This is a genomic window from Methanospirillum lacunae (assembly GCF_003173355.1).
In the GTDB taxonomy this organism is placed as follows: Archaea; Halobacteriota; Methanomicrobia; order Methanomicrobiales; family Methanospirillaceae; genus Methanospirillum; species Methanospirillum lacunae.
The window spans coordinates 192,054-215,085 of sequence record NZ_QGMY01000002.1 but is presented as its reverse complement, the minus strand read 5'-3'; the positions used below and the strand labels follow the sequence as shown (position 1 = coordinate 215,085).

25 protein-coding genes are annotated in these 23,032 nt (G+C 46.4%); 5 read left to right on the top strand and 20 right to left on the bottom strand.

All coding sequences use genetic code 11. The features are described from left to right. Nucleotides 1-90: 90 nt before the first annotated feature. Nucleotides 91-879, bottom strand: coding sequence for a tetratricopeptide repeat protein (locus DK846_RS01325; RefSeq protein WP_109967119.1), 789 nt, complete (start codon nucleotides 877-879; stop codon nucleotides 91-93). Nucleotides 880-1,016: 137 nt separating this feature from the next. Then, nucleotides 1,017-1,331, bottom strand: coding sequence for a transcription factor S (locus tag DK846_RS01320; RefSeq protein ID WP_109967118.1), 315 nt, complete (start codon nucleotides 1,329-1,331; stop codon nucleotides 1,017-1,019). Between the two features lie 146 nt (nucleotides 1,332-1,477). Between DK846_RS01320 and artA the strand changes: the two genes are divergently transcribed. After that, a complete protein-coding gene (gene artA / locus DK846_RS01315; protein WP_109967117.1) occupies nucleotides 1,478-2,287 on the top strand; it encodes an archaeosortase A in 810 nt (269 codons plus the stop codon). Here artA and DK846_RS01310 read toward each other — a convergent pair. Both DK846_RS01310 and DK846_RS01305 read right to left on the bottom strand, forming a co-directional pair. Then, nucleotides 2,259-2,891 carry a CDP-alcohol phosphatidyltransferase family protein gene (locus DK846_RS01310; protein WP_109967116.1) on the bottom strand — a complete coding sequence of 211 codons (633 nt, stop codon included), beginning with the start codon at nucleotides 2,889-2,891 and terminating at the stop codon, nucleotides 2,259-2,261. The two genes, artA and DK846_RS01310, sit on opposite strands and share 29 nt — an antisense overlap. A 133-nt stretch (nucleotides 2,892-3,024) precedes the next feature. Next, complete coding sequence (locus DK846_RS01305) at nucleotides 3,025-3,357, bottom strand: cupin domain-containing protein (protein ID WP_109967115.1); 333 nt, start codon at nucleotides 3,355-3,357, stop codon at nucleotides 3,025-3,027. Between the two features lie 95 nt (nucleotides 3,358-3,452). Between DK846_RS01305 and DK846_RS01300 the strand changes: the two genes are divergently transcribed. Continuing rightward, nucleotides 3,453-4,133, top strand: coding sequence for a RibD family protein (locus DK846_RS01300; RefSeq protein WP_109967114.1), 681 nt, complete (start codon nucleotides 3,453-3,455; stop codon nucleotides 4,131-4,133). 12 nt (nucleotides 4,134-4,145) lie between these two features. Here DK846_RS01300 and truD read toward each other — a convergent pair whose 3' ends face one another. Further along, entirely contained in the window at nucleotides 4,146-5,420 is a 1,275-nt protein-coding gene (gene truD, locus DK846_RS01295; RefSeq protein WP_109967113.1) for a tRNA pseudouridine(13) synthase TruD, read from the bottom strand. After that, nucleotides 5,417-5,779, bottom strand: coding sequence for a peptidyl-tRNA hydrolase Pth2 (gene pth2, locus DK846_RS01290; RefSeq protein ID WP_109967112.1), 363 nt, complete (start codon nucleotides 5,777-5,779; stop codon nucleotides 5,417-5,419). The genes truD and pth2 overlap by 4 nt, the downstream gene beginning before the upstream one ends. Nucleotides 5,780-5,864: 85 nt before the next feature. Here pth2 and DK846_RS01285 point away from each other — a divergent pair, with 85 nt between their 5' ends. Both DK846_RS01285 and DK846_RS01280 read left to right on the top strand, forming a co-directional pair. Then, a complete protein-coding gene (locus DK846_RS01285; protein ID WP_109967111.1) occupies nucleotides 5,865-7,022 on the top strand; it encodes an NAD(P)/FAD-dependent oxidoreductase in 1,158 nt (385 codons plus the stop codon). 35 nt (nucleotides 7,023-7,057) lie between these two features. After that, nucleotides 7,058-7,381, top strand: a complete 324-nt coding sequence (locus DK846_RS01280) for a hypothetical protein (protein ID WP_109967110.1) — start codon at nucleotides 7,058-7,060, stop codon at nucleotides 7,379-7,381. A 27-nt stretch (nucleotides 7,382-7,408) separates the two neighbouring features. Here DK846_RS01280 and DK846_RS01275 read toward each other — a convergent pair whose 3' ends face one another. From DK846_RS01275 to DK846_RS01265, 3 genes are all read right to left on the bottom strand, one after another. Then, complete coding sequence (locus DK846_RS01275; RefSeq protein WP_109967109.1) at nucleotides 7,409-8,782, bottom strand: tetratricopeptide repeat protein; 1,374 nt, start codon at nucleotides 8,780-8,782, stop codon at nucleotides 7,409-7,411. 87 nt (nucleotides 8,783-8,869) lie between these two features. Continuing rightward, the gene (nifB, locus tag DK846_RS01270) at nucleotides 8,870-9,772 is read right to left on the bottom strand and encodes a nitrogenase cofactor biosynthesis protein NifB (protein ID WP_109967108.1); all 903 of its coding nucleotides are present in this window, start codon (nucleotides 9,770-9,772) and stop codon (nucleotides 8,870-8,872) included. A 101-nt stretch (nucleotides 9,773-9,873) separates the two neighbouring features. Next, entirely contained in the window at nucleotides 9,874-10,065 is a 192-nt protein-coding gene (locus DK846_RS01265; protein WP_109967107.1) for a hypothetical protein, read from the bottom strand. Nucleotides 10,066-10,119: 54 nt separating this feature from the next. On the opposite strand from DK846_RS01265, the gene DK846_RS01260 reads away from it, so the two are divergent. Further along, nucleotides 10,120-10,512 (top strand): thioredoxin family protein, encoded by a 393-nt coding sequence (locus tag DK846_RS01260; RefSeq protein WP_109967106.1) that lies wholly within the window; start codon nucleotides 10,120-10,122, stop codon nucleotides 10,510-10,512. Here DK846_RS01260 and DK846_RS01255 read toward each other — a convergent pair. The 11 genes from DK846_RS01255 to DK846_RS01205 form a co-directional block, all read right to left on the bottom strand. Continuing rightward, nucleotides 10,503-11,018 (bottom strand): Hsp20/alpha crystallin family protein, encoded by a 516-nt coding sequence (locus DK846_RS01255; RefSeq protein ID WP_109967105.1) that lies wholly within the window; start codon nucleotides 11,016-11,018, stop codon nucleotides 10,503-10,505. The genes DK846_RS01260 and DK846_RS01255 overlap by 10 nt on opposite strands. 15 nt (nucleotides 11,019-11,033) lie before the next feature. Continuing rightward, nucleotides 11,034-13,751: a CDC48 family AAA ATPase gene (locus DK846_RS17945; RefSeq protein ID WP_109967104.1), complete on the bottom strand. Its 2,718-nt coding sequence runs from the start codon at nucleotides 13,749-13,751 to the stop codon at nucleotides 11,034-11,036. Between the two features lie 243 nt (nucleotides 13,752-13,994). Continuing rightward, a complete protein-coding gene (locus DK846_RS01245) occupies nucleotides 13,995-16,388 on the bottom strand; it encodes a CDC48 family AAA ATPase (RefSeq protein WP_109967103.1) in 2,394 nt (797 codons plus the stop codon). Beyond that, nucleotides 16,385-16,993 (bottom strand): 5-formyltetrahydrofolate cyclo-ligase, encoded by a 609-nt coding sequence (locus tag DK846_RS01240; protein WP_109967102.1) that lies wholly within the window; start codon nucleotides 16,991-16,993, stop codon nucleotides 16,385-16,387. Before DK846_RS01240 ends, DK846_RS01245 begins: the two co-directional genes overlap by 4 nt. 134 nt (nucleotides 16,994-17,127) lie before the next feature. Next, nucleotides 17,128-17,868, bottom strand: a complete 741-nt coding sequence (locus DK846_RS01235; RefSeq protein WP_109967101.1) for an MIP/aquaporin family protein — start codon at nucleotides 17,866-17,868, stop codon at nucleotides 17,128-17,130. Between the two features lie 5 nt (nucleotides 17,869-17,873). Then, a complete protein-coding gene (locus tag DK846_RS01230) occupies nucleotides 17,874-18,083 on the bottom strand; it encodes a DUF2180 family protein (RefSeq protein ID WP_109967765.1) in 210 nt (69 codons plus the stop codon). 9 nt (nucleotides 18,084-18,092) lie between these two features. Next, a complete protein-coding gene (locus DK846_RS01225) occupies nucleotides 18,093-19,592 on the bottom strand; it encodes a DUF2193 domain-containing protein (RefSeq protein WP_109967100.1) in 1,500 nt (499 codons plus the stop codon). Nucleotides 19,593-19,832: 240 nt separating this feature from the next. Next, nucleotides 19,833-21,011: an inorganic phosphate transporter gene (locus DK846_RS01220; RefSeq protein ID WP_109967099.1), complete on the bottom strand. Its 1,179-nt coding sequence runs from the start codon at nucleotides 21,009-21,011 to the stop codon at nucleotides 19,833-19,835. Nucleotides 21,012-21,016: 5 nt separating this feature from the next. Continuing rightward, nucleotides 21,017-21,646: a DUF47 domain-containing protein gene (locus DK846_RS01215; RefSeq protein WP_109967098.1), complete on the bottom strand. Its 630-nt coding sequence runs from the start codon at nucleotides 21,644-21,646 to the stop codon at nucleotides 21,017-21,019. A 160-nt stretch (nucleotides 21,647-21,806) separates the two neighbouring features. After that, the gene (locus tag DK846_RS01210; RefSeq protein ID WP_109967097.1) at nucleotides 21,807-22,268 is read right to left on the bottom strand and encodes a TIGR00725 family protein; all 462 of its coding nucleotides are present in this window, start codon (nucleotides 22,266-22,268) and stop codon (nucleotides 21,807-21,809) included. Nucleotides 22,269-22,302: 34 nt separating this feature from the next. Continuing rightward, nucleotides 22,303-22,998 carry a hypothetical protein gene (locus DK846_RS01205; RefSeq protein WP_109967096.1) on the bottom strand — a complete coding sequence of 232 codons (696 nt, stop codon included), beginning with the start codon at nucleotides 22,996-22,998 and terminating at the stop codon, nucleotides 22,303-22,305. Between the last annotated feature and the right edge of the window lie 34 nt (nucleotides 22,999-23,032).

Here is a 23,032-nt window from a genome sequence, read left to right as displayed (position 1 = left end):
TCTTTTTTTATAAACCTGTTATACAGTCTTTTGTCAGATCTTACCAGTAAAATAAAAATTTCAAATAAGAGAGAGATCTCCCTTGTAAAATTACCTGAACTTTATCTTTCCTGATCGAATTGCTACAACCAGAAAAAGACTCAGGACCAGACTGAAGATCGGAAACGGTGTGTGTTTGGTCAGAGGATTTGATAACTGTGGGTTAAGAGAAATGGATTTTTCGTACATTTCACCTGCTTCATCAGTTTTGCCTAGTCCTCGTAAAGCATCACCTTTCGCATGCCAGGAATTTGCATCAGAAGGATCTTTCAGGATGGCACGATCAAAAGCATCAACTGCTGCCTGGTACATCCCATGTTCATAAAATGTCAGTCCCTTTACTGACCATTGTTTCCCAGTCAGGGAATCATTCTCCAAAGACTTATTAAAAGCCTCCTGCGCTGATTCATTCTTTCCCATCTTTTCAAGAACTTTTCCTTTGTTGAACCAGGCCTCTGCAAATTTAGGATTTAGTTCAACCGCTTTATCAAATGATTTCAGTGCATCCTCATTCTTATCAATTTCAGACAGGGAGCGACCCTGATTGTTGTATACGCTGATAAACTGTGAGTCAAGAGCAAGGGCTGTATCATAGGCCTCAAGAGCCTCATCATACCGTCTGAGATAAAACAGTGAAACACCTTTTCCATTCCATGCCTGTGCATACGAAGGATCTAATTCTGCAGATTTTGAATACGCATCAAGCGCTTCCTGGTACTTTCCTGCAGATATAAAATTATTACCATCTGTGTCAAGATTGATGGCTGTTTTGTCAGCATGCACAACAATACTGGAGCAGGCCAGAATGAGAATGATCAATAACAATGAATTGGACTTCACAAACCCTCATTTCATTTATTGTTATTAATAATGAGCAGAATTGATATAGAAACGATTCACGATCAGAAAAAAAGAAAAGGATGATAATTACTGTTTCAAACCGTGATCAGATTGATGAAATTTGGTTGAAAGGGTGATTAATCGTACTCTCTCCAGGTCTTGGAACATTTTGTGCAGCGGAAGAATCTGACTTCACTCTCATCAGCAGACCTGAGCTGACGGAGCCACCATTCGGCTTCATTATTACCACATTCCGGACATCGGATAGCAATGGTCGGGAGAGTATGGATCTTTTCGGTGTCATCGACAATGACAATCTCCTTCTCTTTTCTTTTATCAACCTTGGTCATCAGATTTCCGGGCGCATCTTCTTTTGTCCATCCACAGCCCGGACAAACAAAACTACCGCCCTGATTTTTAAGCATTCTTCCGCACTTTAAACAGAACATCATATAGGTATCTGACCAGAAAGTATTTTAGGCTTTTATAAGATCAATAGCGCTTCGTTCATTTGACGAATAATTCAGAGACATTTTCGCACTTTTTCGATAATAATGACTGAATAATTATCTGGAGACAAAACATATACAAGAGACTAATGCTGGAATTGTTTATCCCTCTCTCGTGCGTATTCTTTCTTCTTTCGCTGATTCCAGGCAGACATCGCAAATATACAGCAATCATCGCATGGATATCCATCGTATGCGTCCTGATAAGCGGTGTTCCTGCATGGATTGAAGAAACAAATCTCTTATACCCGGTAATGGCCCTTCTTTCACTTCCATTTCTTTGGGCAACAATCAGAATGCTCCTCAATGACCAGGAGGTAGTATATCAACTTACCCGGGCTGCTGGAGTTTCATTCCTTATCTATGCTCCATTTGCTTTTTACGAGCCTTTGGGCAATGCACTAATCAGCCTTGTAATTAGCAACACCGGGATGTTTTTAAATTTCTTCAACTTTCCATTTGATCAGGTTCTATGGAACACACTGCAACACGGGCACTTCAGGGTTGAGATCATCCTTGCCTGCACGGGAATACAGGCAATTGCTATTATGCTCGGGGTTGCAGCAGCGGTACCGACAACCTGGAGACAAAAAGCCCTGGCATTTCTGCTCGTCGTTCCCCCGATCTATATCCTCAACCTATTCAGAAATACGGGCGTAGTAATCGCGTATACAGAACAGTGGTTTACGTGGCTCCCGGACATTACCGGAAGCCCTGAACCAGGGTATGCAAGTTTCTTCTGGGCTCACAATATTATTGCAGAAGGGCTTGCACTGGTGTTTCTTGTCGGTCTCGCCTACGGACTCTTCAGGTTGATTCCAACCCTTGCAGACTTTGCAGCCGACCTGATTGACGCATACCGGCTTGAGATCACGAATATCGCCGGTAGAGGTAGATAATCCTCTCAAGTGCTGAAAGGTTTGTACAGATTGCAATTATTATAACTGAAACCCAGATGTAGCCGACGAGACCCCCAAGTCCAAGAATCAGGAGGGTCTCGGGTCTGCCAAAAAAACCCACCCCTTCAAGGGGATCTTCTATCTTTCCATCCCGTCGTTCTGTGAAACCTATCTCAGCATACGTGACCGGTTTTATGAAGGTGTTCATCAGGGAACCGGTGACAGCAAGTGCCACAATTGCGAAATCCCAGGTTGTCGGCCCGGGAATGATCCTGGTAATTATTGGAATCGCTGATATTCCTACACCAATGATCACAACTGCATCAGTGTATTTGTCTGCAATCCAGTCAAAAACTGCACCAAACCGGGTCTCTCTTCCTGACCTACGTGCTACAGTTCCATCTACCAGATCGAGGATGGCTGATATGAAAAGAAGAATGCTACCAGGAAGAAAAGCACTCATCGAATAGCAGACAGCACATGCAACTCCCGCCAGGAGTGAGAGAATCGTAATCATGTTCGGGGAAATGCCAAATTTTAGAAAAATCCCAGATAACGGTTCGACATACCCGATGAAACGGTAACGAAAAGCGGTAATATTCATCCTATATTGTCCCTCACCCCGTCCACCTGTTCAGAAAACCTGAACAGATGCAACAGGATTGGTAATACTCAGAAGAAGTCCGACCTGTTATGCTTTTTGTCATGAGTCTTCGCATGTCACATTTGTAGGAGAGTTATGCATGGATCATGGTGAGCATCATCTTAAACGAGATCGATGCGTGGACAGCGTGGGGGATATTCGCAGGAAGAATAATCATATCACCAGAAACAACATCAAAATTTTTTCCTGCAAGACTTACTTCTGCGTTGCCTTCTAGAACCTGGAGAACAGCATCGAATGGGGCAGTATGCTCAGATAAACCGGATCCCGCAGCAAAAGCAAATATTGTGATCGTCCCCTGGGGCGTATATGTAAGCATCCTGCTCACAACGCTTCCATCCTGGTAATTAACCAGGTCTGCAGGTCTGATAATCTTGCCTTTGAGATCCAGAGAATCTTCTCCCATACCGAGTTATCAGAACCGGATCCTATTTGACCCCTTTGATCAGAGATACCAGGGACCAGTTTAAATTGAGCTCACCACCAATAGTGTTGGTACGAATGTCTGGAGACCAGAACCGTCCTCATGTCGTACTCGTCTCTGAGGTGACTGTTGACGGAAAATTAACCGTGACCCGGGGTGCATCGTCAAAACTCCTGATGCAGTTTATGTCACATGAGGCTGAGGTCCTGCTCCATCGCATCAGGGCTGATTCTGATGCAATCATGGTCGGCTCAAATACCATACGGATTGATAATTCATTTTTAACTGTGAGATATGTTGAGGGGAAAAACCCAATCAGGGTAATTCCCTCGTCACATGCAGATATTTCTCCTGACGCAAACGTGCTATCTGCAGATTCACCAACAATCATTGCAGTGAGTAAGGAGGCAGAGAGCGAAAAGATAGCAGTACTCAAAGAAAAAGGTGCAATTATTGAGGTTGTAGGAGAGGAGAAAGTCGACCTCGCTCTCCTGTTAAACCGGCTCTCTTCACAATATGGAGTGAAACAACTGATGATTGAAGGGGGGTCAACGCTAAATGGTCAGATGTTCTCACTTGGTCTTATTGATGAGATTGTACTGATTCATCTCCCATTCATTGCTGGTGGGACAGACACACCTTCCCTTGTTGGCGGACTTCCAACCCGGTCAGTTGATGACCTTATAAAACTTGAACTGAAAAAGAATTATCTCGCCGGCGAGAACCTGATCACCGAATACGTGGTTCGCCGGTCCTGAATGTTGTGAAGATCAGATCATCATGATAGGATCTGCTTTCATGATCTCTCGAAGCAGGGTCGTTGCATATTGACCTGGCTGAAGCGAGAATGCGAAGTTCATCCGGTTTTCACCCATCTCAATACTGACATCTGAATTGAGGAGGATCGATCTGGGCGCTCCCGAGAACCGGGTCTCCAGAAATGTTGATGCAGTCCCAAACATCTCACTGGTAATTCCCTCTTGTTCCATCAGCCAGGCCATGTTTTTGTCGTCTGGTCCTGTTGCCTGGACAGGTTCAGAACCCTGCATAAAGATTGCAATACGGCACCTATCCCGTTTCACCTGCATTGCTGCCATCCTGGATGTTCCTGTTGTAACTGTGTCCGAACGCCCGTCAGAAAAGACAATCCGGTCACCTTCCACAGGATCAGCAAGACCTCTGCCCTCTTCTATCCGCATACTCAAAGCACGGTTAAACAGCCATGACTGAACCGCACTTACGAACATGGATCTCAGTGTCCGTGGAAAGGTATGGAACGCACCAGCATAATCCCCGGGATTGCTTACCAGATGATGCAGAAGTGAGCGTTCAAGAGAGAGACGAACAGGGATATGATGAAGGGCCTCTTTGGCATCTCCAGTATCAGCATAGAATTTTCGTCCCTCGGCATACTCCTCACTCTCACCTGTAGAAGGAGTACTCACAAAGGTTCTGACTGCATCCTCATACGAACCACGAAGAATATCAAGGCCGGTCAGGTGGGTGACAGGACGCTGAACACCGAACCGCTGATACCCGAAGTAATTCGGAACCCCTCCTGCAAGTCCAGCCACAATATCGTCAGTGGTTGTTTCAGGCTTGAGAGATTCATATTCAGATAATGATATCCTGAACCGGTTTCCCTTGAGATCACCAAGTGAGATCTGATGATCAGAAAAGCCCACCGGTTCAATCGTCATATCTGGGATGTGTAGTGACTGGATAACCGCAGGATCTGCTTTATATATTGAGATAAACTGTGTTGTAACAGCCCGTTTATCCTTGGTTCCTGCAAAACCAAATCGCTGGTGACTCACCCCGAGTCTGCCTGCAATCTCCTTGATGGCTCGTTGTTGATCCCAGTTTTTTTTGGTTAACCGGCAGATGAGGTATGGCCCGGTTCCTGTTGAAGAAGGATTATCAGATATTTCTTCTACAACAAAATCTTCAGGATCTCCCTTAAGCCTCCCCCCGATACCATCCAGGTCTGAAATATACCAGGAGAGGCCGAGCGTATGGTCAATGGGATACGGGCTTTTTCTCATAGGAGGGAGAGATTTCCCGTAATCTTATCAAGTTCTTCAGTCTTTGCAGGTCCCAGTCCAAGAGCCGTAATTGTACCAGGCGGGATCTCAGTCATCCCTGCATCCTGAATAAGCGCTGCTGAGATTCCTGCAGCTTCGGCGATACTTTTCAATTCAAAGAGTGTACGTTCATCGCTCGCCTTCAGTACTACCTTCTTCTGACCTTCATTCATCCATGCCTTTTTAGAAGTCGCATCAGCTTTTTCATACGCAACGATGGCCGCGTGACCAGCCTGGGCACATTTTTTTCCACAACTCATCTTCACATCATTTCTGATGATGATACACTGCTTCCACCTGAACTCGGGTTCCCGGACCATATCCTAACCCGTTAGGCATCCCTGACCATAATGATACAGGAAGTTCAGAGGTTTCATAGGTCAGGGGATCAGATATTGAGGCAGTATGGACCGGAATTATGAGGTTGTCGTGGTTGGCGCAGGCCCGTCAGGGTCTGCAGCTGCAGAATCATGTGCAAAGGCCGGCCTTAATGTTCTACTTATTGAAGAGCAGGCACACATCGGCGTTCCGGTTCAGTGTGCAGGACTGCTCTCATGTTCAGCATTTGAAGAGTGCAAAGTCAGCACCAGGTCAGTCCTCAATACGGTATCAGGTGCCACTGTCAAGGCAGGTCATGCTTCGCTCTCCTTTGATGCAGGAAAGACAAAGGCATACGTAGTGGATCGTTCAATGCTCGACCAGGAAATGGGGTATGCTGCTGCAGATGCCGGTGCAGAGATACAACTTAAAACGCAGGCACACGACCTGAATATCAACCAGCATAAGATTTTGGTTCGTGGATCAAACGGGCATGAACATATTCGGTATCAGATCCTTATTGCTGCAGATGGACCACGGGCATCGATCGGAAGAATGGCAGGACTGCCTCGTGCTCCGGTGTACCTTTCAGGGCTCCAGTGCGACCTTGCCAGTGAAGTAGATCAGGACAAGGTTACTATTTACCCCAATGCTTCTCCAGAGTTTTTCGGTTGGGTGATCCCTATGGGCGAAGGGCGGGCTCGTGTCGGAATGTGTGGTATAACACATGTCAGGGAGAAGTTCGATACCTTCATTTCAGGGTTTGGATCGCAACGTGTTCAGTTCGTATCCGGAACAATCCCTCTTGGAACACTTAAAACCACGGTTGCAGAAGGAATCATGACAGTTGGTGATGCCGCTGCAATGGCAAAGCCCACCTCAGGCGGAGGAGTATACACAGGAGTCCGGGCTGCCCGTCATGCGGGAGCTATCGTTGCACTTGCCTGTGAAACAGGACGAACCGACCCTGCATTTCTTTCACAATATGAGAAACGATGGAGGAGCGATATAGGAAAAGAACTGAAGATAGGGTATGCAGCATTCAGGTACAGACAGACAATCTCCCCTCAGGACATGGAGCAGATCGTCTCTGTGATGAGCAATCCGGACATAAGAGATTTAATCGTTCAAAAAGGGGACATGGACAGACCGGGAAGGCTGCTCAGATCTCTTCTCCTCCACCCTTCCATGTATCGAGCAGGCGGTGTAGTTATCAAATCTGCTATCCGGGCCCTGACTGAGTAAATATATTTATTGAGAAGTGGGGAGGAGAAGTAATCATGGTATCCTCATCTAGTAGATTCGGGCGTGGATTCTTTATCAATATCTCCCATCTGGTTACAAAATTCTCACTCCCACCAGATCGGGCATGGATGGGTGCACAGGATTACTTTTCAGATCTGATCATCCCTACACAGTTTAAAGGGACAGATATCGAAGAGCTGATCGGTATACTCAGGCAGCAGATCATGTGGCATCAGGCTGGTGGTCCGATGGATAAAGAACAGTATAGTGAGGTGAAACGGACCCTGAATCGTCTCCTTATAGCTCTTGACAAACAGGCAGGAATTACTGATCCAGATATTGGACGGTACCACGAGTGAAATAAACCAGCTGGATATCAGCCGAATTTAATATCCTATTACTCCTCTAAAGAAACTTATTACTGCACCCAGGTAATCACCCTGGGATAACTGAACTCCTTCCAGAGCTTCAAAGATATCAGAATCATGGGGATTCTTTTCAAGTGCTGAATTAAAGGCACTTATTGCCTCCTTCTTCTCACCGTACATCGAGTGAATCTCCCCTTTCTGCATATATGCCCTTCCGTTGTTTGGGTCTATCCTCAGGCCTTCATCAATCAGGTTCATCCCGGTAAGATAATCCCCGAGTTTCCCAGTTGCATATCCAAGCGAAGCAATGACATCAGAATCATTCGGAAGCATCTCCCGTGCTTTTGTATAGGCATTCTTGGCGCTTTCGAACTCATCGATCTTCAGAGCAGTGTACCCTTTTCTCCGCCATGCTTCGCCAAGATCAGGGGTTATTGTCATAACCTGATCATACACATCAAGGGTATTCTGGTACCGCTGGATTTTATAATCTATCACCGTCACCCGGTCCCATTCACCGGTGAATCTGACATTAGAGGATACAGATTGATAATATGCATCTACCGGTTTCATCGTCTGGGTAATCCGGGAGTTCTTTATGCCCTGGTAGTACCACATATCATTTTTCTGCATTGTGGTAAGGCCGCCATCATAAGAGTAGAAAGCACTTTTATAATCCTCTTGTGCGTAGTATGCATCACCAGCAACAAACCACTGGGGAACGTTGGTCATCTGGATCTTTTTTGCCGCTGATGCTGTAACAATAGCTCCATTATAATCTTTCTTATCCAGAAGCAAGAATCCCTTGTTGGCATAATATGAGGCTGTTCCAGGATCAATCGTTATAGCTTTGTTTATTGCTTCAATCCCATTATCAGTCTCATTCATTGACCGGTATGTAACACCGAGGTTATTCCATGCCACTGCATAATCAGGTTTAATCGAGGTAGCTTTCTGAAATGATACTACTGCTTCAGGGTATTTACCCACCCGGTAGTAAGCAACACCCTGACCATTATACTCGGTGGGATCACCTGGTGCAAATGATACTGCCTTTCCAAATGCCTCAGTAGCCTTTACCTGGTCTCCAAGATTTCCCCAGGATGAACCTATGATATGCCAGGCAAAGGAACAACTTGAATTAACAGAAAGGAGCATTTCGGATGCGTTTATTGCTTCAGAATACTTTTCTGCATTGTAATAGATCAACGCACGATACATCAGGGCAGTCTGATTTTTCGGGTTCTGGGCAAGGACAAGATCATTCTCATGCACCAGATCATCAAATGAAACTGAATTATTTACCCCCGCTGATGAGTTATCGTCTGCCAAAGAACTCTGCGTTAAAACTAAAAGTACAATCAGAATTGCCACAGGCAGGATAGAACGCATTCAAAGACCTCCAGGTGAACCAGCCGGGGGGATGGTATGAATCTGGTTCGGCGTATGAACCAAAAAAGATATTGGGTTGAGTCCGGGTCACTCACTCTTGTGACCAGTACAGGGGTTGATATCTTTGCCAAGACACCCGACTGCATCAGCCCTGCATCTCTGGCAATGTGACATCTGTTTCACATATGGTTTGCAGAGTTCCTGCATCGCAAGTTTCTCTTCCATCGTCGGTGGTTTGAGGTGGGCAAATTTTGCCTGGGCTATGAGCGGGATAATATTGTGGATGTAAACACCCATGGAACTGATCTTCTTTGCGATCTCAAGAATCTGGGAGTCATTTATTCCGGGAATATACACAGTGTTTACTTTCACGAGCATCTTACGCTCTACTGCAAGACGTATCCCTTCAAGTTGTTTTCCGATAAGGAGTTCACCCATCTCCCTGCCTGAATCATACCGTTTTCCCTGATAATTTATGAACTGGTAGATCTGTGCTGCTACATCAGGATCCAGGGCATTCATGGTGACTGTAATGTTGGAAACTCCGTACTTCTCAAGAAGGTCGATCTTGTCTGGGAGGAGAAGACCGTTTGTGCTCACACAGAGAATCAGGTCTGGAAAATTCTCATGGATGAGCCTGAAGGTCTCAAAGGTTGCCTCGTTGTAGAGCGGGTCTCCCGGACCTGCTATCCCGACTACTTTGATGTACGGATGTTCAGCGACAATATCCCGGATCTTTTTGAGTGCCTGTTCCGGATTGAGAATTTCACTGGTAACTCCGGGTCTGCTCTCATTTACGCAGTCAAACTTGCGGACACAGTAGTTACACTGGACATTACATTTGGGAGCAACTGGGAGGTGTGCTCTTCCAAAGGTGTGACTGGCTTTCTCACTATAGCAGGGATGTTCCTGAATCTTCCGCATCTGGTCAGGATCCCATTTCACGATGGTGCCGTCAACCTCTGATTCCCGGTACGATTCATCAGCCATACGTATATCTTACGTCTGACGTTCAGCTATTTATGATAAAGCCTACAGGAAACCTCAGAACAATTCGTTTTTGTTACAGGGATACAGATAAATCAGGAATATCATATCCCGGGGATAATATTACATAACTTATCCTTACCATGTAGGGGTAGAGTCTGTTCCTTCTCCCATCGTGTAAGGATTTTTAGAACCATGTCCTCTCTGCTCATCTCCATCAATTCAGCTGCAGCATCAAGTGTTTCGACAAGCGAAGGTGAAGCAGCGATAGTAATCTCCACGAGTTCGTCAGTCATACATCTATCATTTCAGACACAGATTTATGAGGTCTCCTGTTCTAACACAACCGTATGACAGAAGCCAAACTACGTGAAATCGGTGACCATGAATGGGAACATGCAGTTGAACGAAGCAGTGAACCAGTACTTGTGATGTTCTTCAGCCCGACCTGTAGGCACTGTATCCAGATGAAACCATATATTGAGGAACTAGCACAGGAATTCTCACCATCAGTCAGTTTTCTTATGCTCAATATCCTTGAATTTGGATGGATTGCCGAGAAATACGGAGTGATGGCGACACCGACCTTTATCTGGTTCTGTGGAGGAAAGCCGGTACAGAGCAGGGTTGGTGCAGTGTTCCCTGCAATGCTCAAAAAAATGATAGAAGAAATGATACAAACCGGCGAAGAATGCCGTATGAAATCTACAGAAATAAAATACGAAATTAGTGGTTACGGGTGATCAGGAGTATCATTCTCCTGATCACTCATCTCTTGAACAGAGATTTCTACTGCATCATCTACAGTCGTCTGGACAGGGGTCTCAATATCCCGTGTAAGCCAGGTCAACTCCAGCACTCCATTATAAAATGTCCTGTTACATGATGATTCAATTACAGGAGGGAGCACGGCCGAACTCCGGTACCGGGTAGTACCATCATACCCAATGACATGAAGGGTATTATCCTGAAACGCAATGCTGACGTGTTCGTTTGCAAGACCTTTCATCTCGCATGTCGCCATTACTCTGCCGTCCCATTCGGTAACTTCGATATCAGGATGTTCTACATCCCGTCCCGGACCCCCTCCACCATATCCTCCTGGAAAGCCGGGGGGCATTCCTCCTGCAAGGATAATGTTGACGCCGATGACACCAGGTCGTATCTGACCAGAGCCCAGTGTCTGGCCGAGGACTTTCTTTAGCAGTTCCTCAATATTCTTAAACTCTTCTGGTGGGGTATCACTCATGATTGTGGTGCTCTCCTACTTAGTGGGGTTGTATTTCTTATCAAGTTCCTGTGTATGTTTTTCAATACCTGTAAAGTCTTTTATTGTTCCGCTATAGATTACATCTTTGAGTTTACTGATTTCATTCTCCGGTATTCCAAGGTTTTCTGCTGATGCGATGATGAATGCAGCCTTCTCCAGGATCTTTTTCTGATCCTCATTATAGAGGATCTTCCACGAATCGCGGACATAGTGTTCACGGGTGGTTTCATCAAGTGAACCCTTTACTCTGCCGAATGCTTCATCAAAGTGGCGGCTTGTGACCCGCACGTTTGCCACTGCTTCCTCCAGTTCCCGATCAGTCCGCCCGACCATCAGAGCGATAAACTCGCGCATGGCTGCAAGCTTAGCTTCGCGGATCAGGGCCTCAATATCAGCACCCACGTATCCCTCAGTCTTGAGAGCAAGATCATCAATGCTGACATCAGCCGTCAGAAGGGTGCCTGAATCCTTCAGGTACACCTCAAAGATCTGCTTTCTCCCTTCCTTGCCCGGTGGAGGAACAAAGATATGTCGTTCCAATCGTCCTGGTCTCATCAGGGCATCATCCAGCATATCAGGTCTGTTGGTGGCTGCGATGATGGTAACATTCTTGAGCTCTTCCATCCCGTCCATCTCAGTCAGGATCTGTGAGACAACACTCTCGGTTACATGGGTTGCATCAGAATAACTTCCACGTTTTGGCACGAGGGAGTCGATCTCATCAAAGAAGATGATCGAAGGGGCTGCCTGCCGGGCTTTTCGGAATACTTCCCTGACTCCCTTCTCTGATTCACCGACCCATTTTGAGATCAGTTCTGGTCCTTTTACAGAGATGAAATTGCACTCGCTCTCATGGGCAACTGCTTTTGCCATCATGGTCTTACCGGTGCCGGGTGGACCGAAGAGCAGGATTCCTTTTGGTGTCTTGGTCTGTAAGTGACTGAAGAGCTGCGGGTACCTGAGCGGCCACTCAACCGCTTCCCGGAGATCCTTCTTGACCTCTTCAAGACCTCCAACCTGATCCCATGAGACATCAGGAACCTCAATGAGAACTTCCCTCATGGCTGATGGTTCGACATGAGACAAAGCAGCCTGGAAATCTCCCGGGGTTACACGGATGGATGCGATAAGATTTTTGTCAATCTTACCTTCTTTCAGATCTTTTGGCGGGACTTTTTCAAGGCCTTTGCGGAGGGCATGCATTGCTGCCTCTTTTACCGTCAGGCTGATATCTGCACCAACAAAGCCGTGGGTCTGATTGGCAAATGGCTGAAGGAAGAGCCGGCGACGTATCTGGTTCTCAACCTCCTCTTTCTGGGCCTTGATATCAACAAGCCTTCGTTCAGACTCTGCCTTTGATTCGGCATTCTCGTCAGTGGAAATCTTTCCTTCAAGACTTGAGATGTCCTCATCGAGCCGTGAGATCTGCATTTTTTCATCGCGAGTCAACTGATCCTCACCGATGGTGATACCCCCAACGTCTAATGGAACCCGCTGCGAGTGGATCTGAAAGATCGCCATTCTCCCTGATATGTCAGGAATTCCAATCTCGATCTCCCGGTCAAATCTTCCTCCACGGCGGAGTGCTGGATCCAGGTTATCAGGCAGGTTGGTGGCAGCAATTACGATAACCTTGCCACGGCTTTTCAGCCCGTCCATCAGGGAAAGGAGCTGGGCAACGATCCGGCGTTCGACCTCACCCTTAGTATCCTCACGCTTTGGTGCAATTGAGTCAATCTCATCGATGAAGATGATAGACGGTGCATGTTCTTCGGCCTCTTCAAAGACTTCACGAAGCTTCCCCTCACTCTCCCCGTAATACTTGTTCATGATCTCAGGGCCTGAGAGGGTGATGAAGTGGGCATTCACCTCATTTGCAACTGCCTTGGCGATCAGGGTTTTACCGGTTCCCGGTGGACCATAGAGCAGTACTCCTTTTGGCGGTTCAATGCCAAGGTGGTTGAAGAGATCAGGATTTCGTAGCGGTAACTCGATCATCTCTCTCACGAGTGAGAGTTCACGACCCAGACCTCCGATATCCTCGTAATGAACGTCCGGTATATACTTCTCCTTCTCGCCACTCTCTCCGGATGGTGATCCTTGTGAACCTGCCCGGCCAGCAGGTGCTGTTGCCTGTTTTCCGGCCCTGACTACCGAGAATCTGGTTTTTTGCGATGGAATCGCAGCACCACTTGGATCGGTTGCCGTGATACGCACCACAACATAGGCAGTCGGAGTATTCCAGAACGATCCCCCAAAGTCACGAGATCTGAAGAAGTCATCAAAGGAGCTTCGCTCAGAACTTTCTACAGGGATAGCGATCTCTTTTCCCTGGAAGATCAGAGTACCCTGGAGTTGCTCAGAGAGGAACTGCTCCAGGTCCCTGATATCAAGTCCCTGGACATCCTGGATGATCTGAAACTCAATCTTCTTGGCTTCTCTTGTTTCAGCTCTCCTGATGACAGCCTGTTCCCTGATTCCAACACCAGCTCTCCGGCGAATGTTCCCATCAATAAATATCGCGTCAGCCCATGGGGAACTAGCCGGGGAGACGAGAGCATAGGTTTTACTGGTTCCTTCAATCTCAATCACATCACCTCTGGAGAGTCCCAGTTTCTCCATCGTCTCCCATGTAATCCGGGCAATATCTTTTCCCTTGTCCTGTACCGGTGCTTCCTGAACTGTTAGTGTAATGTCACGAGTTGTAGGCATAAGATAATCCTCTTTCTTGTGTTCACCTAAAGTTACTATTCAATGATATATAAAAGTATCTTATAACTAAAAATTATTTTATTATTCAATTTACAATAAAATGAGTAATAAAGCCCAAATATTGAGAAATAGCCTGCAGAATCAAATCGAAAATTTCTTTAAAGTAATTTTTCTCCAGTACTAGACAGGAATGAAAAAAGAATAGAGGAAAAATTCGAGAAAAATTAGCACGATATTGTATTGTTACCCTTCACGAATCTGTTTGAGATAAAGATCAAGATCACGGGTCAGGTCAGATATTTTTGAATAATCTTTCTCCTGCCAGAAGGTAAGATCACGGAGTTCATCCACCATCGAATTGACACCATCGGGCAATGGTGAAACAAGATTTAACTTGTCAGCCTGGTTGACAGCAATCGCTGCTCTCATGAGAATATTGCGCTGTGAACTTGGATACAGGATCTCCCAGGCTCCGATCTCAAATCCTTCAAGTGTTTTACTTCCAAGCGTTCCTTTTACTGCATCAAGAGCACGGCTTATATGATCATCCAGAATCCTGATCCTATATTGTTCAGCTGATTCTGCATCAAGCGAGAAGATCTCTTCCAGAACAATAAGTTTGAGTTCCCTGACAAATGCCTGGATATCAGCACCCACAAAATACTGCATCTGCCCTGCAAGACTGTGGAGATTGATAGAGGGATCAAGAAGTTCCCTGATATCCCCAAGATAAAGCGAGAGAATTGCCTCCCTTGCCACAACATCAGGAGCGGGAACATAGATGTGCTTTTCAATTCTTCCAGGTCTCAGTATCGCCGGGTCAAGCATATCAGGACGGTTCGTTGCTGCAACCACAATAACATCCTTTAGTTCCTCGATACCATCCATTTCAGTCAGGATCTGCGAAAGCACACTTTCTCCCACCCGTGAGGTACCTGATTGCTGACCACGCTTCTGAACAAGGGCATCAATCTCATCAAAAAAGATAATGGCAGGTGCAGATTGTCGGGCTTTTCTGAATGCTTCCCTGACCTGCTTTTCAGAATCTCCAACCCATTTTGAGAGGAGCTCCGGGCCCTTGATGGATATGAAGTTCATTCTGGACTTAGCTGCTATTGCCTTTGCAAGCAGGGTTTTTCCAGTTCCAGGCGGTCCAAAGAGCAGGATCCCTTTCGGAGGCCGAATCTTTAGTTTCTCAAATGCCTCCCTGCGTTTTACCGGCCACTCGATAACCTTCTCGATCTCGTATTTTACCCGGTCAAGGCCTGCTACCATATCCCATGGAACTTCCGGAACTTCGACATAGAGTTCACGCATCGCAGAAGGTTCGACAGACTTTCGTGCCTCAATGAAATCCCGGTCAGAAATAACGAGGTTATCAATCACATCGGTTGGAACCTCCTGACCTTCCTTCATCTGCACCATGATCCCACGGAGGGCATGCATCGCCGCTTCCTTGCAGTGAAGGGCTATATCTGCTCCAACAAAACCATAGCTGAGCTCGGCATATGACTCGAGATCCACGTCCGGAGCAAGTGGCATAGTTCTGGAATGGACATGGTAAATCTCAAGCCGTCCTGCCCGGTCAGGTATCCCGATCTCAATCTCACGGTCAAATCTCCCTCCCCGTCTGAGAGCAGGGTCAATGGCGTCAGGAATATTTGTGGCAGCAATAACTACCACCTGACCACGGGATGCGAGCCCATCCATCATAGTGAGGAGTTGGGCTGTTACCCGTCGTTCAACTTCACCGGCTGTCTCCTGTCGTTTGGGTGCAATGGAGTCAATCTCATCAATGAAGATAATTGATGGAGCCTTATCCCTGGCTGAATCAAAAATTTCGCGGATCTTCTTTTCAGAATCACCATAGTACTTGCTCATAACTTCAGGGCCGGAGAGAGGGACAAAATGAGCATCCACTTCACTTGCCACAGCTTTTGCAAGAAGAGTTTTACCTGTTCCCGGTGGACCGAAGAGGAGAACACCCTTTGGTGGATCAATCCCAAGACGTTCAAAGACCTTCGGGTACCGGAGAGGAATCTCGATCATCTCCCGAATCAGACTGATCTCCCGGGAAAGACCACCAATGTCTTCGTAGTGAATGACCGACTCGTCATGCCGTACCTCCTCGGTCTGATACGGGACATCGTGTAGAATAACCTCGGTTGAGAAGGTGACAACCCCGATACCTTTTGGTTCAATTCTGGATACGATGAAGTTGACCGTGTTTCCAATCAGATCGATTCTGACAGTCTGTCCTTCAAGTACAGGGCGGCCCCGCAGTTTTTTTGCCAGCAGAATTTCAGGGTTATTCAGAGTGACTCCGGTTACTGGCTGAAGAACTACTTTGTGAAGATCATGGGCCAGAATTCGTTTTACCAGGACCTTGTCATCAATCCCGCACCCAGCATTACTCCGTATCTCACCATCTATTGCTATCTCATTTCTGCCATGACCGGCATTCTGAGTACACCAAGCAGCAGCCACAGCCCGCTTAGCGCCCAGGAGCTCGATGAACTCTCCGTTCACAATCCCAAGTGCTCGCATGACTGCCTGATGGAGGCGGGCAATTCCTTTTCCTGCATCCTCTTCAGCTGCACGCTTCACTTCGAGCCTGATACCACCAGGCTGATTCATGACCCGCCACCCATGTTAATTATTTCATCCTCTGTCACAACGATTGTCATACTGATGTCATTTGCATTAGTCGGGAGTCCGGCCTCTTCCTGGCATGAGTAAGCCAGCCCGACGGTTCTGATATGTCTGTTTGTAGAGAGAAAACGGTCATAATACCCTGCACCGTATCCAAGGCGGGCCCCTGATCGATCAAACCCGAGCATTGGAATGATAGCAGTTGTGACAACAGCAGGATCAGCCGGAATCTCAGATCCTATCGGTTCAGGCACATGAAATGTACTTGAAACCAGGCATGAGGGATCCTGGAGATATGAGAGACGAAGGCTCACATCCTCTTTCTGAATGATTGGCACTATGACCGGAATTTCATGTTCAAGAAGATATGAGATGAAAGAGGAGGTCTCAACCTCTGGATCTTTGGCGCAGTAGACTAGTATCTCTTCACCGGGAGTGACAACATCCCTGAGAAGTTCACAGATCTTCAGGCTCTTCTCCTGCCTCTCCTGCTCTGATAATGCCCATCTGCGTTCCCTGAGAATATTTCGCAAAACTTCCTTGCCGATTGGTATGTTATTCACCCCTCCAGCCGGTGCTGAAGTATTCATATTGAGAAACAAATGAAAACCGAAGATGTCATGGTTTTCTCTGCCGTAAGTAATGATGCGATATCAGACTAAAAAAACTTAGAGGTTTGAGTTGATAATTACCGGACCATGAAAAACCGGATAAAAGGTTGAGATTATTCTTTCTGTAACCAGTCATACAGAAACGCTGCTGCCACAGCACCGAGAATCGGGCCGATAATATAGATCGGGAAGTTGCCGAAATGGTTGGTTCCCCCGAGAACAAGATCTCCCAGATATGGCCCAAATGTTCGTGCAGGATTGAGCGAGGCTCCGGCAATGTTACCTGTGGTTGTGATGACTCCACCAGCAGTCAGTCCAATAGCAAGACCTGCAAACCCAGGTGTTGCCTGCCTGTCTACCGCCACACCCATGATGACAAGCATAAGGATGAAGGTTCCGATAAACTCGGCGAGGACTGCCTGACCCATACTGATACCAGGAAACGGTCCGGTTGCCCCAAGTCCGCCTACCGTTACAGCCTCCATTCCAACTGAAGCAGCAAAGAGAAAACTTCCAATTGCTGCTCCTATCAACTGGGCAATAACGTATGCACCACAATCAACAGACGGAAACCGTTTGGTCGCCCAGAGGGCGATGGTCACTGCCGGGTTGATATGAGCTCCAGAGATACGTCCGGTTGCATAGATCACAGCAGCAATTATAAAGGCAAAGGCAAGACCGATGGCCAGCCAGTCACCCATCCCGCCAAGAGCTCCAATCCCAATGTTAAATGATGAGGCGGGTTTTGTTCCCTGACTGATCATCAGTGTGATCACAGCTGATCCAGCACCAAAATAAACCAGCAGGGCTGTTCCAATTCCTTCTGTAACCGATCGTTTAAAGAGTGAGACCATAGGGATCACCCCTCACTGGTTGCTTCTGCACAATCCCTGCAAAGTATTCGTGGGAGTGTTTTTTTCATTTTCTGGGCAGGGAAGGGATACCCTCCCTCCCAGATTTCACGCTCCTCACGGATCACATGCTCCATACAGAGTCCCATTCCACATACAATGCAGATACCTACTGCCTCAGTGGTCTTTCCCTGTTTTGCACAGACATAACATTTCATCTGCGCCACCTATACCGCTTCGCGGTACTGGCAGTATTCATGCCTGAAGTCTGCACACGATGCAGAAGCACAGTTCTTACATATCCTTGCTGGTGCAGCTGGAATTTCTTTTTTCAGGGCGATGACATTGGTCATCAGGGTTGCTGTGATCGGCTCACTCGTGAGAAGACATGGATAATCGGAAAGCCGCATCAATGCAGATAGACGGACTGTAATTGCACAGGCAGGATATGCATACCACTGGGGGTTATTGATGATCTCATGTTTGTATACCGGTGTCAGATCAATCGGAAGCCCGGATACAGTTAGTTTCAGATCCTTTCCTGAGCCGTTCCTGATCTTTCGTGCCCGGTCTAAAATTCCCCAACCCCGGTAGATCATATCCATAAAGTCACAATTGTGCAGTTCTGCAGCAGCTCCTCTTGTCGGATTAAGCTGAACATAATTGTGATACCGCTTAGTGAGCAGGTCAACAATCATCAGGGCATTGAACCCATCCATCTCAAGGATATACTCAACAGCAGCCGCACTCGCACCGGTTGCAACTGATACCAGCTGTTCAGGAGTCTTGAACTTGGTAACCGACGCCATTAGAGAGTTCTCAATTACATCGGTGACAGCCTCGATAATACCCATCACCATGTCATCCTTGCACATGTTGAATGTGGACTGTGAGATATGGTGTGCGACATCACCAACACAGTATGCCGGTATCGTTACAATGTTTGCATAGTGAACCTTATCCGCTATTGCTGCCTTGACAAAAGGTTCCATCTTAACCCTGTACTCCTGCATGTACTTTCTGCAGTCAAATGAGTTCTGACCGAGAGAATCCATGAGTTCGGCCTGGGCAGATACCGGATGTGTGTAGATCGAAGCAAGCATCTCAATCTCTTTTTTAGTTGCTGCTGCCAGAGTCTCACCTGACTCAACTGCATGAGCAAATACATCACCGATCCCGTAACTGGTATTCATTCCCCATGATTTGGCAGCAAGAATCGCCTTCTTGTGATCATCTGGTATCTTGGTTTCACGGAGAATCTGGTTCACAACATTGCTGGTACTTCCCGGGATCAATGCAAAGTCTACAACACAGGTTGGGCCGTAGAACCCCGCATATCGTCTCGCTGACTCCAGCCCGATGATTGCTTCACTCTTCTGAATCTGCTTGACAAATTCAGCCATGCTCGCTTTAAAGGATGCATCTTCATCACAGAGTATTTCGAGAATTACCGGGGTCTGATAATGCTCAACAAAAGGATCATCTTCCGGACGTACAGTTTTGGTAAGACTCGAGAGGATGGTATAGTGTGATTTCACTGACTCCTTATGGAGATCGATTACAGCTTTGCTTTGCCCGGTTATTGCTTCCATTCCAGAAACGGCATCAAGATAGGGCTTGGCATCAGACATTGAAAATATTGTGCCGCGTTTCTTTTGAACGGTTGAGACGTCAGCCCTCTGGGCTGCCATCGCTTCCCGAATCATCTTCTCGTATAATTCCTTCACACTGGATCACTCCTCAAACAGGAGTACCCTCGATGGAGGCTCTCTTCAAAACTGGACCAAATTGATGGAGATCTCAAGCCCCCAGTATCGGGCTGGCCGTATAGCAATGAATCAGAATTCATTCGCCTGCAGGCTTGTGCCCAGACGGTGCAGGTACCCGCTGTCAGTTGACTGTTATGTCTTCAGGCATATAAGAGTATCAACAAAAATCATTACATGAAAAAAAGAAAAAAAGAAAAATCAACCCCAAATTGAGAGATATCCGGCATATACAATCCATGAGAATGCAGCAGTCAGGGGGATTGTAATAACCCATGCAGTCACAATTCGTCTGACAACACCCCAGTTGACAGACGAACTTCCCTGAGTTGCACCGACTCCCATAATACACCCACTGATTGCATGAGTACTTGATACAGGAATTCCAAAGAGAGTCACGAGGAGAAGGACAATTCCTCCACCAGTCTCTGCACAGAAACCCTGATATGGACGGAGATGGGTGATACGTTTAGCCATTGTCTGAACAATTCTCCACCCTCCGGTTAGCGTTCCGAGAGAAATAGCTGCACTTGAAAGAAGAATAACCCAGAGAGGAACACTAAAATCAGTCAGTACTCCTGCGGTTACTAACATGGCAGTGATAATACCCATCGCGTGTTGTGCATCATTGCTGCCATGACCAATACTATAGAATGCAGATGAAACGATCTGCAACTTGTTAAAGACATGGTTCATCTTCTTCTGATCTTTATTTCTGCAGATCCTAATCACAATACAGCCAAGCAAAAATGCAAGAGCAAAACCAAGAGAAGGAGAGATCACAATAAAAAGAATGATACTGACAATACCAGAAATTGGGAGAAGGTGCAAAGCGATACAGAGCGGAATAGTGAATATAAAACCAAAATATGCACCAAGGCCTGCGTACTGCTTCAGATTCTCTTCATGATACCACCGTGCAAGTAGTGTCAGGATTACTGCTCCAGCGATAATACCAAAAAGACCGAAGCCAACAAGCCCTTCCAGCAGTTTAAGAGTTGGAAGAATCACAACCGTATGTCCACCATATGCAACGGCAGCACCTATGAGCCCACCAATCATTGCATGCGTGGATGATATGGGTATCCCGATATATGCTGTGAAGTAAATCCAGAATGAAGCTACCAGAATGCCGATGATGATAACATCAAGAGTCAGCCACCCAGGAACAATAATTCCTTTACCGATTGTTTTGGCGATTGCAGTTGTGAAAAAGAGAGGGCCTACCAGGTTAAAAAAGGCTGCAAGGGTTACTGCCTGAATCGGCGTCAGAACCCGGGTTGCAACTATCGTTGATATAGAATTTGCAGCATCGTGAAGCCCATTTAAAAAATTAAAAAGGAGTGCCACTGCGATGCCGATAATGAGGATTGGATCCATCTAAATCACGAATGACGGATGCTGATATCAGAGAGGACATTGGTGACATCCTCACATTTATCCGTTGCTGTTTCGAGGCATTCGTAGATATCTTTGAGTTTAATTATCGTCACCGGGTCATTACCCATGAACAAATGTTTGATTGATTTTGAGAGTAGATCATCGGCGAGGTTTTCAAGCCGGTTAACTTCTATCCCACATGAATCCAGTCTTACCAGATCCTTGGTCGACCGGATTAATTTGACTCCGTTTTCAAGTTGAATAACCGAGAGCCGAATAAGCTGTGCAAAGTCCTGCATGTAATTGTCAAATTCAAGGACTCCATAATTGATCATCTTCTCTGCTGAATCATCTATGTAGTCCAGAATATCATCTAATGCTGATGCAAGACGCGAGATCTCAAGAGGATCGAGCGGAGTGATAAATGTCCGGTTCAGGTTCTCATATATCTCGTGCGTGATCTGGTCACCCTGATGCTCAAGGTCTTTGATCTTCTTAAAGGCAATATCCCGATCCTGCTGGTTGTTCACCATCGACTCGAGTTCTTCGGCGGATATGACAACAATGCGGGCTAAACGCTCGAAGAGGTCAAAAAACACCTTATCCTGCGGTATGAGCCACTCTTTGATCCCCACGGTATCGCAATAAATGTCTTCTGATAGGCTAAATATGCTCCGTTCTGTTCATCAAACAAACAGAACCCGGACCTGAGGTTTGATGCAAAATTAAAATTTCCACGGACATATGTCAGGAGCAGGTTCCAGAAAAAAAGACAACGCTCCCGGATATATGAATTCAGATAGAAATTCTCATAGAATTGCAAAACTCTAAAGCACTATACACAGCCTCTTCAGGGGTTTGACAGGGGATCAAACCAGGAATATCCCAGGTTTTAATTCCAAACACCGGTGTCCCAATTCTGAGGGAGACTCCAATTTCAGATAAGGTGCCATAACTTCCTGACACAGCGATCACTGCATCTGCTGACTCAACAAGGATAACATTTCTTGCCTGGCCCATCTGGGTTTTGATAATAAGATCAAGATACTGGTTTCCTTCTGAGCCTGGAACAATCCCTGCAACAAAACCACCTGCTTCACTGGCACCCTGACTTGCAGCTTCCATAACCCCACCTCGGCCACCAGTCAGGAGGATACAACCTTCAGCTGCAATCAGTCTGCCTACACTGAATGCAAGCTCCTTTTCCCACTCTTTTGCTTCAGCTGCACCGATAACCGCAATCTGATACCTTCTCATCCGGATCACCCATGTTTTGAAAAAAAAATTCTTCCTACTTAGTAATAGCTCCCATAACCTGCATGAACTGGTCAGGAGGTACTTCAGCGATATCAGGGTATGAGATATTCTGAAGATTATAGGCCTTCATTGTCCGATACTCGAGCCAGGTTCCATATAAAGAGAGAGCCGCAGTCCGCGTTGGAACATCCTGCCCAAATGATCCTACACTCCGATTCAGAGCCATGACACTGTCAATGACCTTGATGCATCTGGTTGCACCGGTCTGGTATTCGGTTCGCAGACTGCTCACCGAAGGAGAGAGTGAATAACCGTTTGTTTCGTTGATGTTCTTGTTGAGCCGTATTCTGGCATAATCGGCGGTCAGATTCATCATTTGCGGAAGGTCAGAACCAAATGTTGTAGAGCCATCCATTCGTCCCTTGATATCAAAGAAATCAGGAATCCAGTATTGATTCATCAGAAAGAGAAACTGCTGATCACCTGAAGATACCTGGACCTGTGAAGAGTTCTTCTGGACTGTCTGATTCTTACTCGAAGTATTCACTGCCACAGGGGCCGGGGTTACAGTAACATTTGCTACCGGTACAGAGTGTGAAGAGGAGTTATTTACAACAGAAGTCGTGGTCTGAACCGTTTGGTTCTGCTGGGGAATTGGCGCAGCGAACCCGGTTGCAGTGAGTGAAATAAATAATATGAATGTAATGAAAATTACCGAAAATATTCTCATTATTTGTATGTTGATGTCAGGTGAGATAATATCT

Coding starts and splice junctions, on each gene's coding strand:
- pth2 (WP_109967112.1), bottom strand. CDS start 5,779: ATGGTCCGGGAACCCGAGTTCAGGTGGAAGCAGTGTATCATCATCAGA.
- DK846_RS01245 (WP_109967103.1), bottom strand. CDS start 16,388: ATGAATCAGCCTGGTGGTATCAGGCTCGAAGTGAAGCGTGCAGCTGAA.
- DK846_RS01320 (WP_109967118.1), bottom strand. CDS start 1,331: ATGATGTTCTGTTTAAAGTGCGGAAGAATGCTTAAAAATCAGGGCGGT.
- artA (WP_109967117.1), top strand. CDS start 1,478: ATGCTGGAATTGTTTATCCCTCTCTCGTGCGTATTCTTTCTTCTTTCG.
- DK846_RS01285 (WP_109967111.1), top strand. CDS start 5,865: ATGGACCGGAATTATGAGGTTGTCGTGGTTGGCGCAGGCCCGTCAGGG.
- DK846_RS01310 (WP_109967116.1), bottom strand. CDS start 2,891: ATGAATATTACCGCTTTTCGTTACCGTTTCATCGGGTATGTCGAACCG.
- DK846_RS01260 (WP_109967106.1), top strand. CDS start 10,120: ATGACAGAAGCCAAACTACGTGAAATCGGTGACCATGAATGGGAACAT.
- DK846_RS01220 (WP_109967099.1), bottom strand. CDS start 21,011: ATGGATCCAATCCTCATTATCGGCATCGCAGTGGCACTCCTTTTTAAT.
- DK846_RS01205 (WP_109967096.1), bottom strand. CDS start 22,998: ATGAGAATATTTTCGGTAATTTTCATTACATTCATATTATTTATTTCA.
- DK846_RS01300 (WP_109967114.1), top strand. CDS start 3,453: ATGTCTGGAGACCAGAACCGTCCTCATGTCGTACTCGTCTCTGAGGTG.
- DK846_RS01265 (WP_109967107.1), bottom strand. CDS start 10,065: ATGACTGACGAACTCGTGGAGATTACTATCGCTGCTTCACCTTCGCTT.
- nifB (WP_109967108.1), bottom strand. CDS start 9,772: ATGGCTGATGAATCGTACCGGGAATCAGAGGTTGACGGCACCATCGTG.
- DK846_RS01210 (WP_109967097.1), bottom strand. CDS start 22,268: ATGAGAAGGTATCAGATTGCGGTTATCGGTGCAGCTGAAGCAAAAGAG.
- DK846_RS01275 (WP_109967109.1), bottom strand. CDS start 8,782: ATGCGTTCTATCCTGCCTGTGGCAATTCTGATTGTACTTTTAGTTTTA.
- DK846_RS01280 (WP_109967110.1), top strand. CDS start 7,058: ATGGTATCCTCATCTAGTAGATTCGGGCGTGGATTCTTTATCAATATC.
- truD (WP_109967113.1), bottom strand. CDS start 5,420: ATGAGAAAAAGCCCGTATCCCATTGACCATACGCTCGGCCTCTCCTGG.
- DK846_RS01240 (WP_109967102.1), bottom strand. CDS start 16,993: ATGAATACTTCAGCACCGGCTGGAGGGGTGAATAACATACCAATCGGC.
- DK846_RS01235 (WP_109967101.1), bottom strand. CDS start 17,868: ATGGTCTCACTCTTTAAACGATCGGTTACAGAAGGAATTGGAACAGCC.
- DK846_RS01255 (WP_109967105.1), bottom strand. CDS start 11,018: ATGAGTGATACCCCACCAGAAGAGTTTAAGAATATTGAGGAACTGCTA.
- DK846_RS01305 (WP_109967115.1), bottom strand. CDS start 3,357: ATGGGAGAAGATTCTCTGGATCTCAAAGGCAAGATTATCAGACCTGCA.
- DK846_RS17945 (WP_109967104.1), bottom strand. CDS start 13,751: ATGCCTACAACTCGTGACATTACACTAACAGTTCAGGAAGCACCGGTA.
- DK846_RS01230 (WP_109967765.1), bottom strand. CDS start 18,083: ATGAAATGTTATGTCTGTGCAAAACAGGGAAAGACCACTGAGGCAGTA.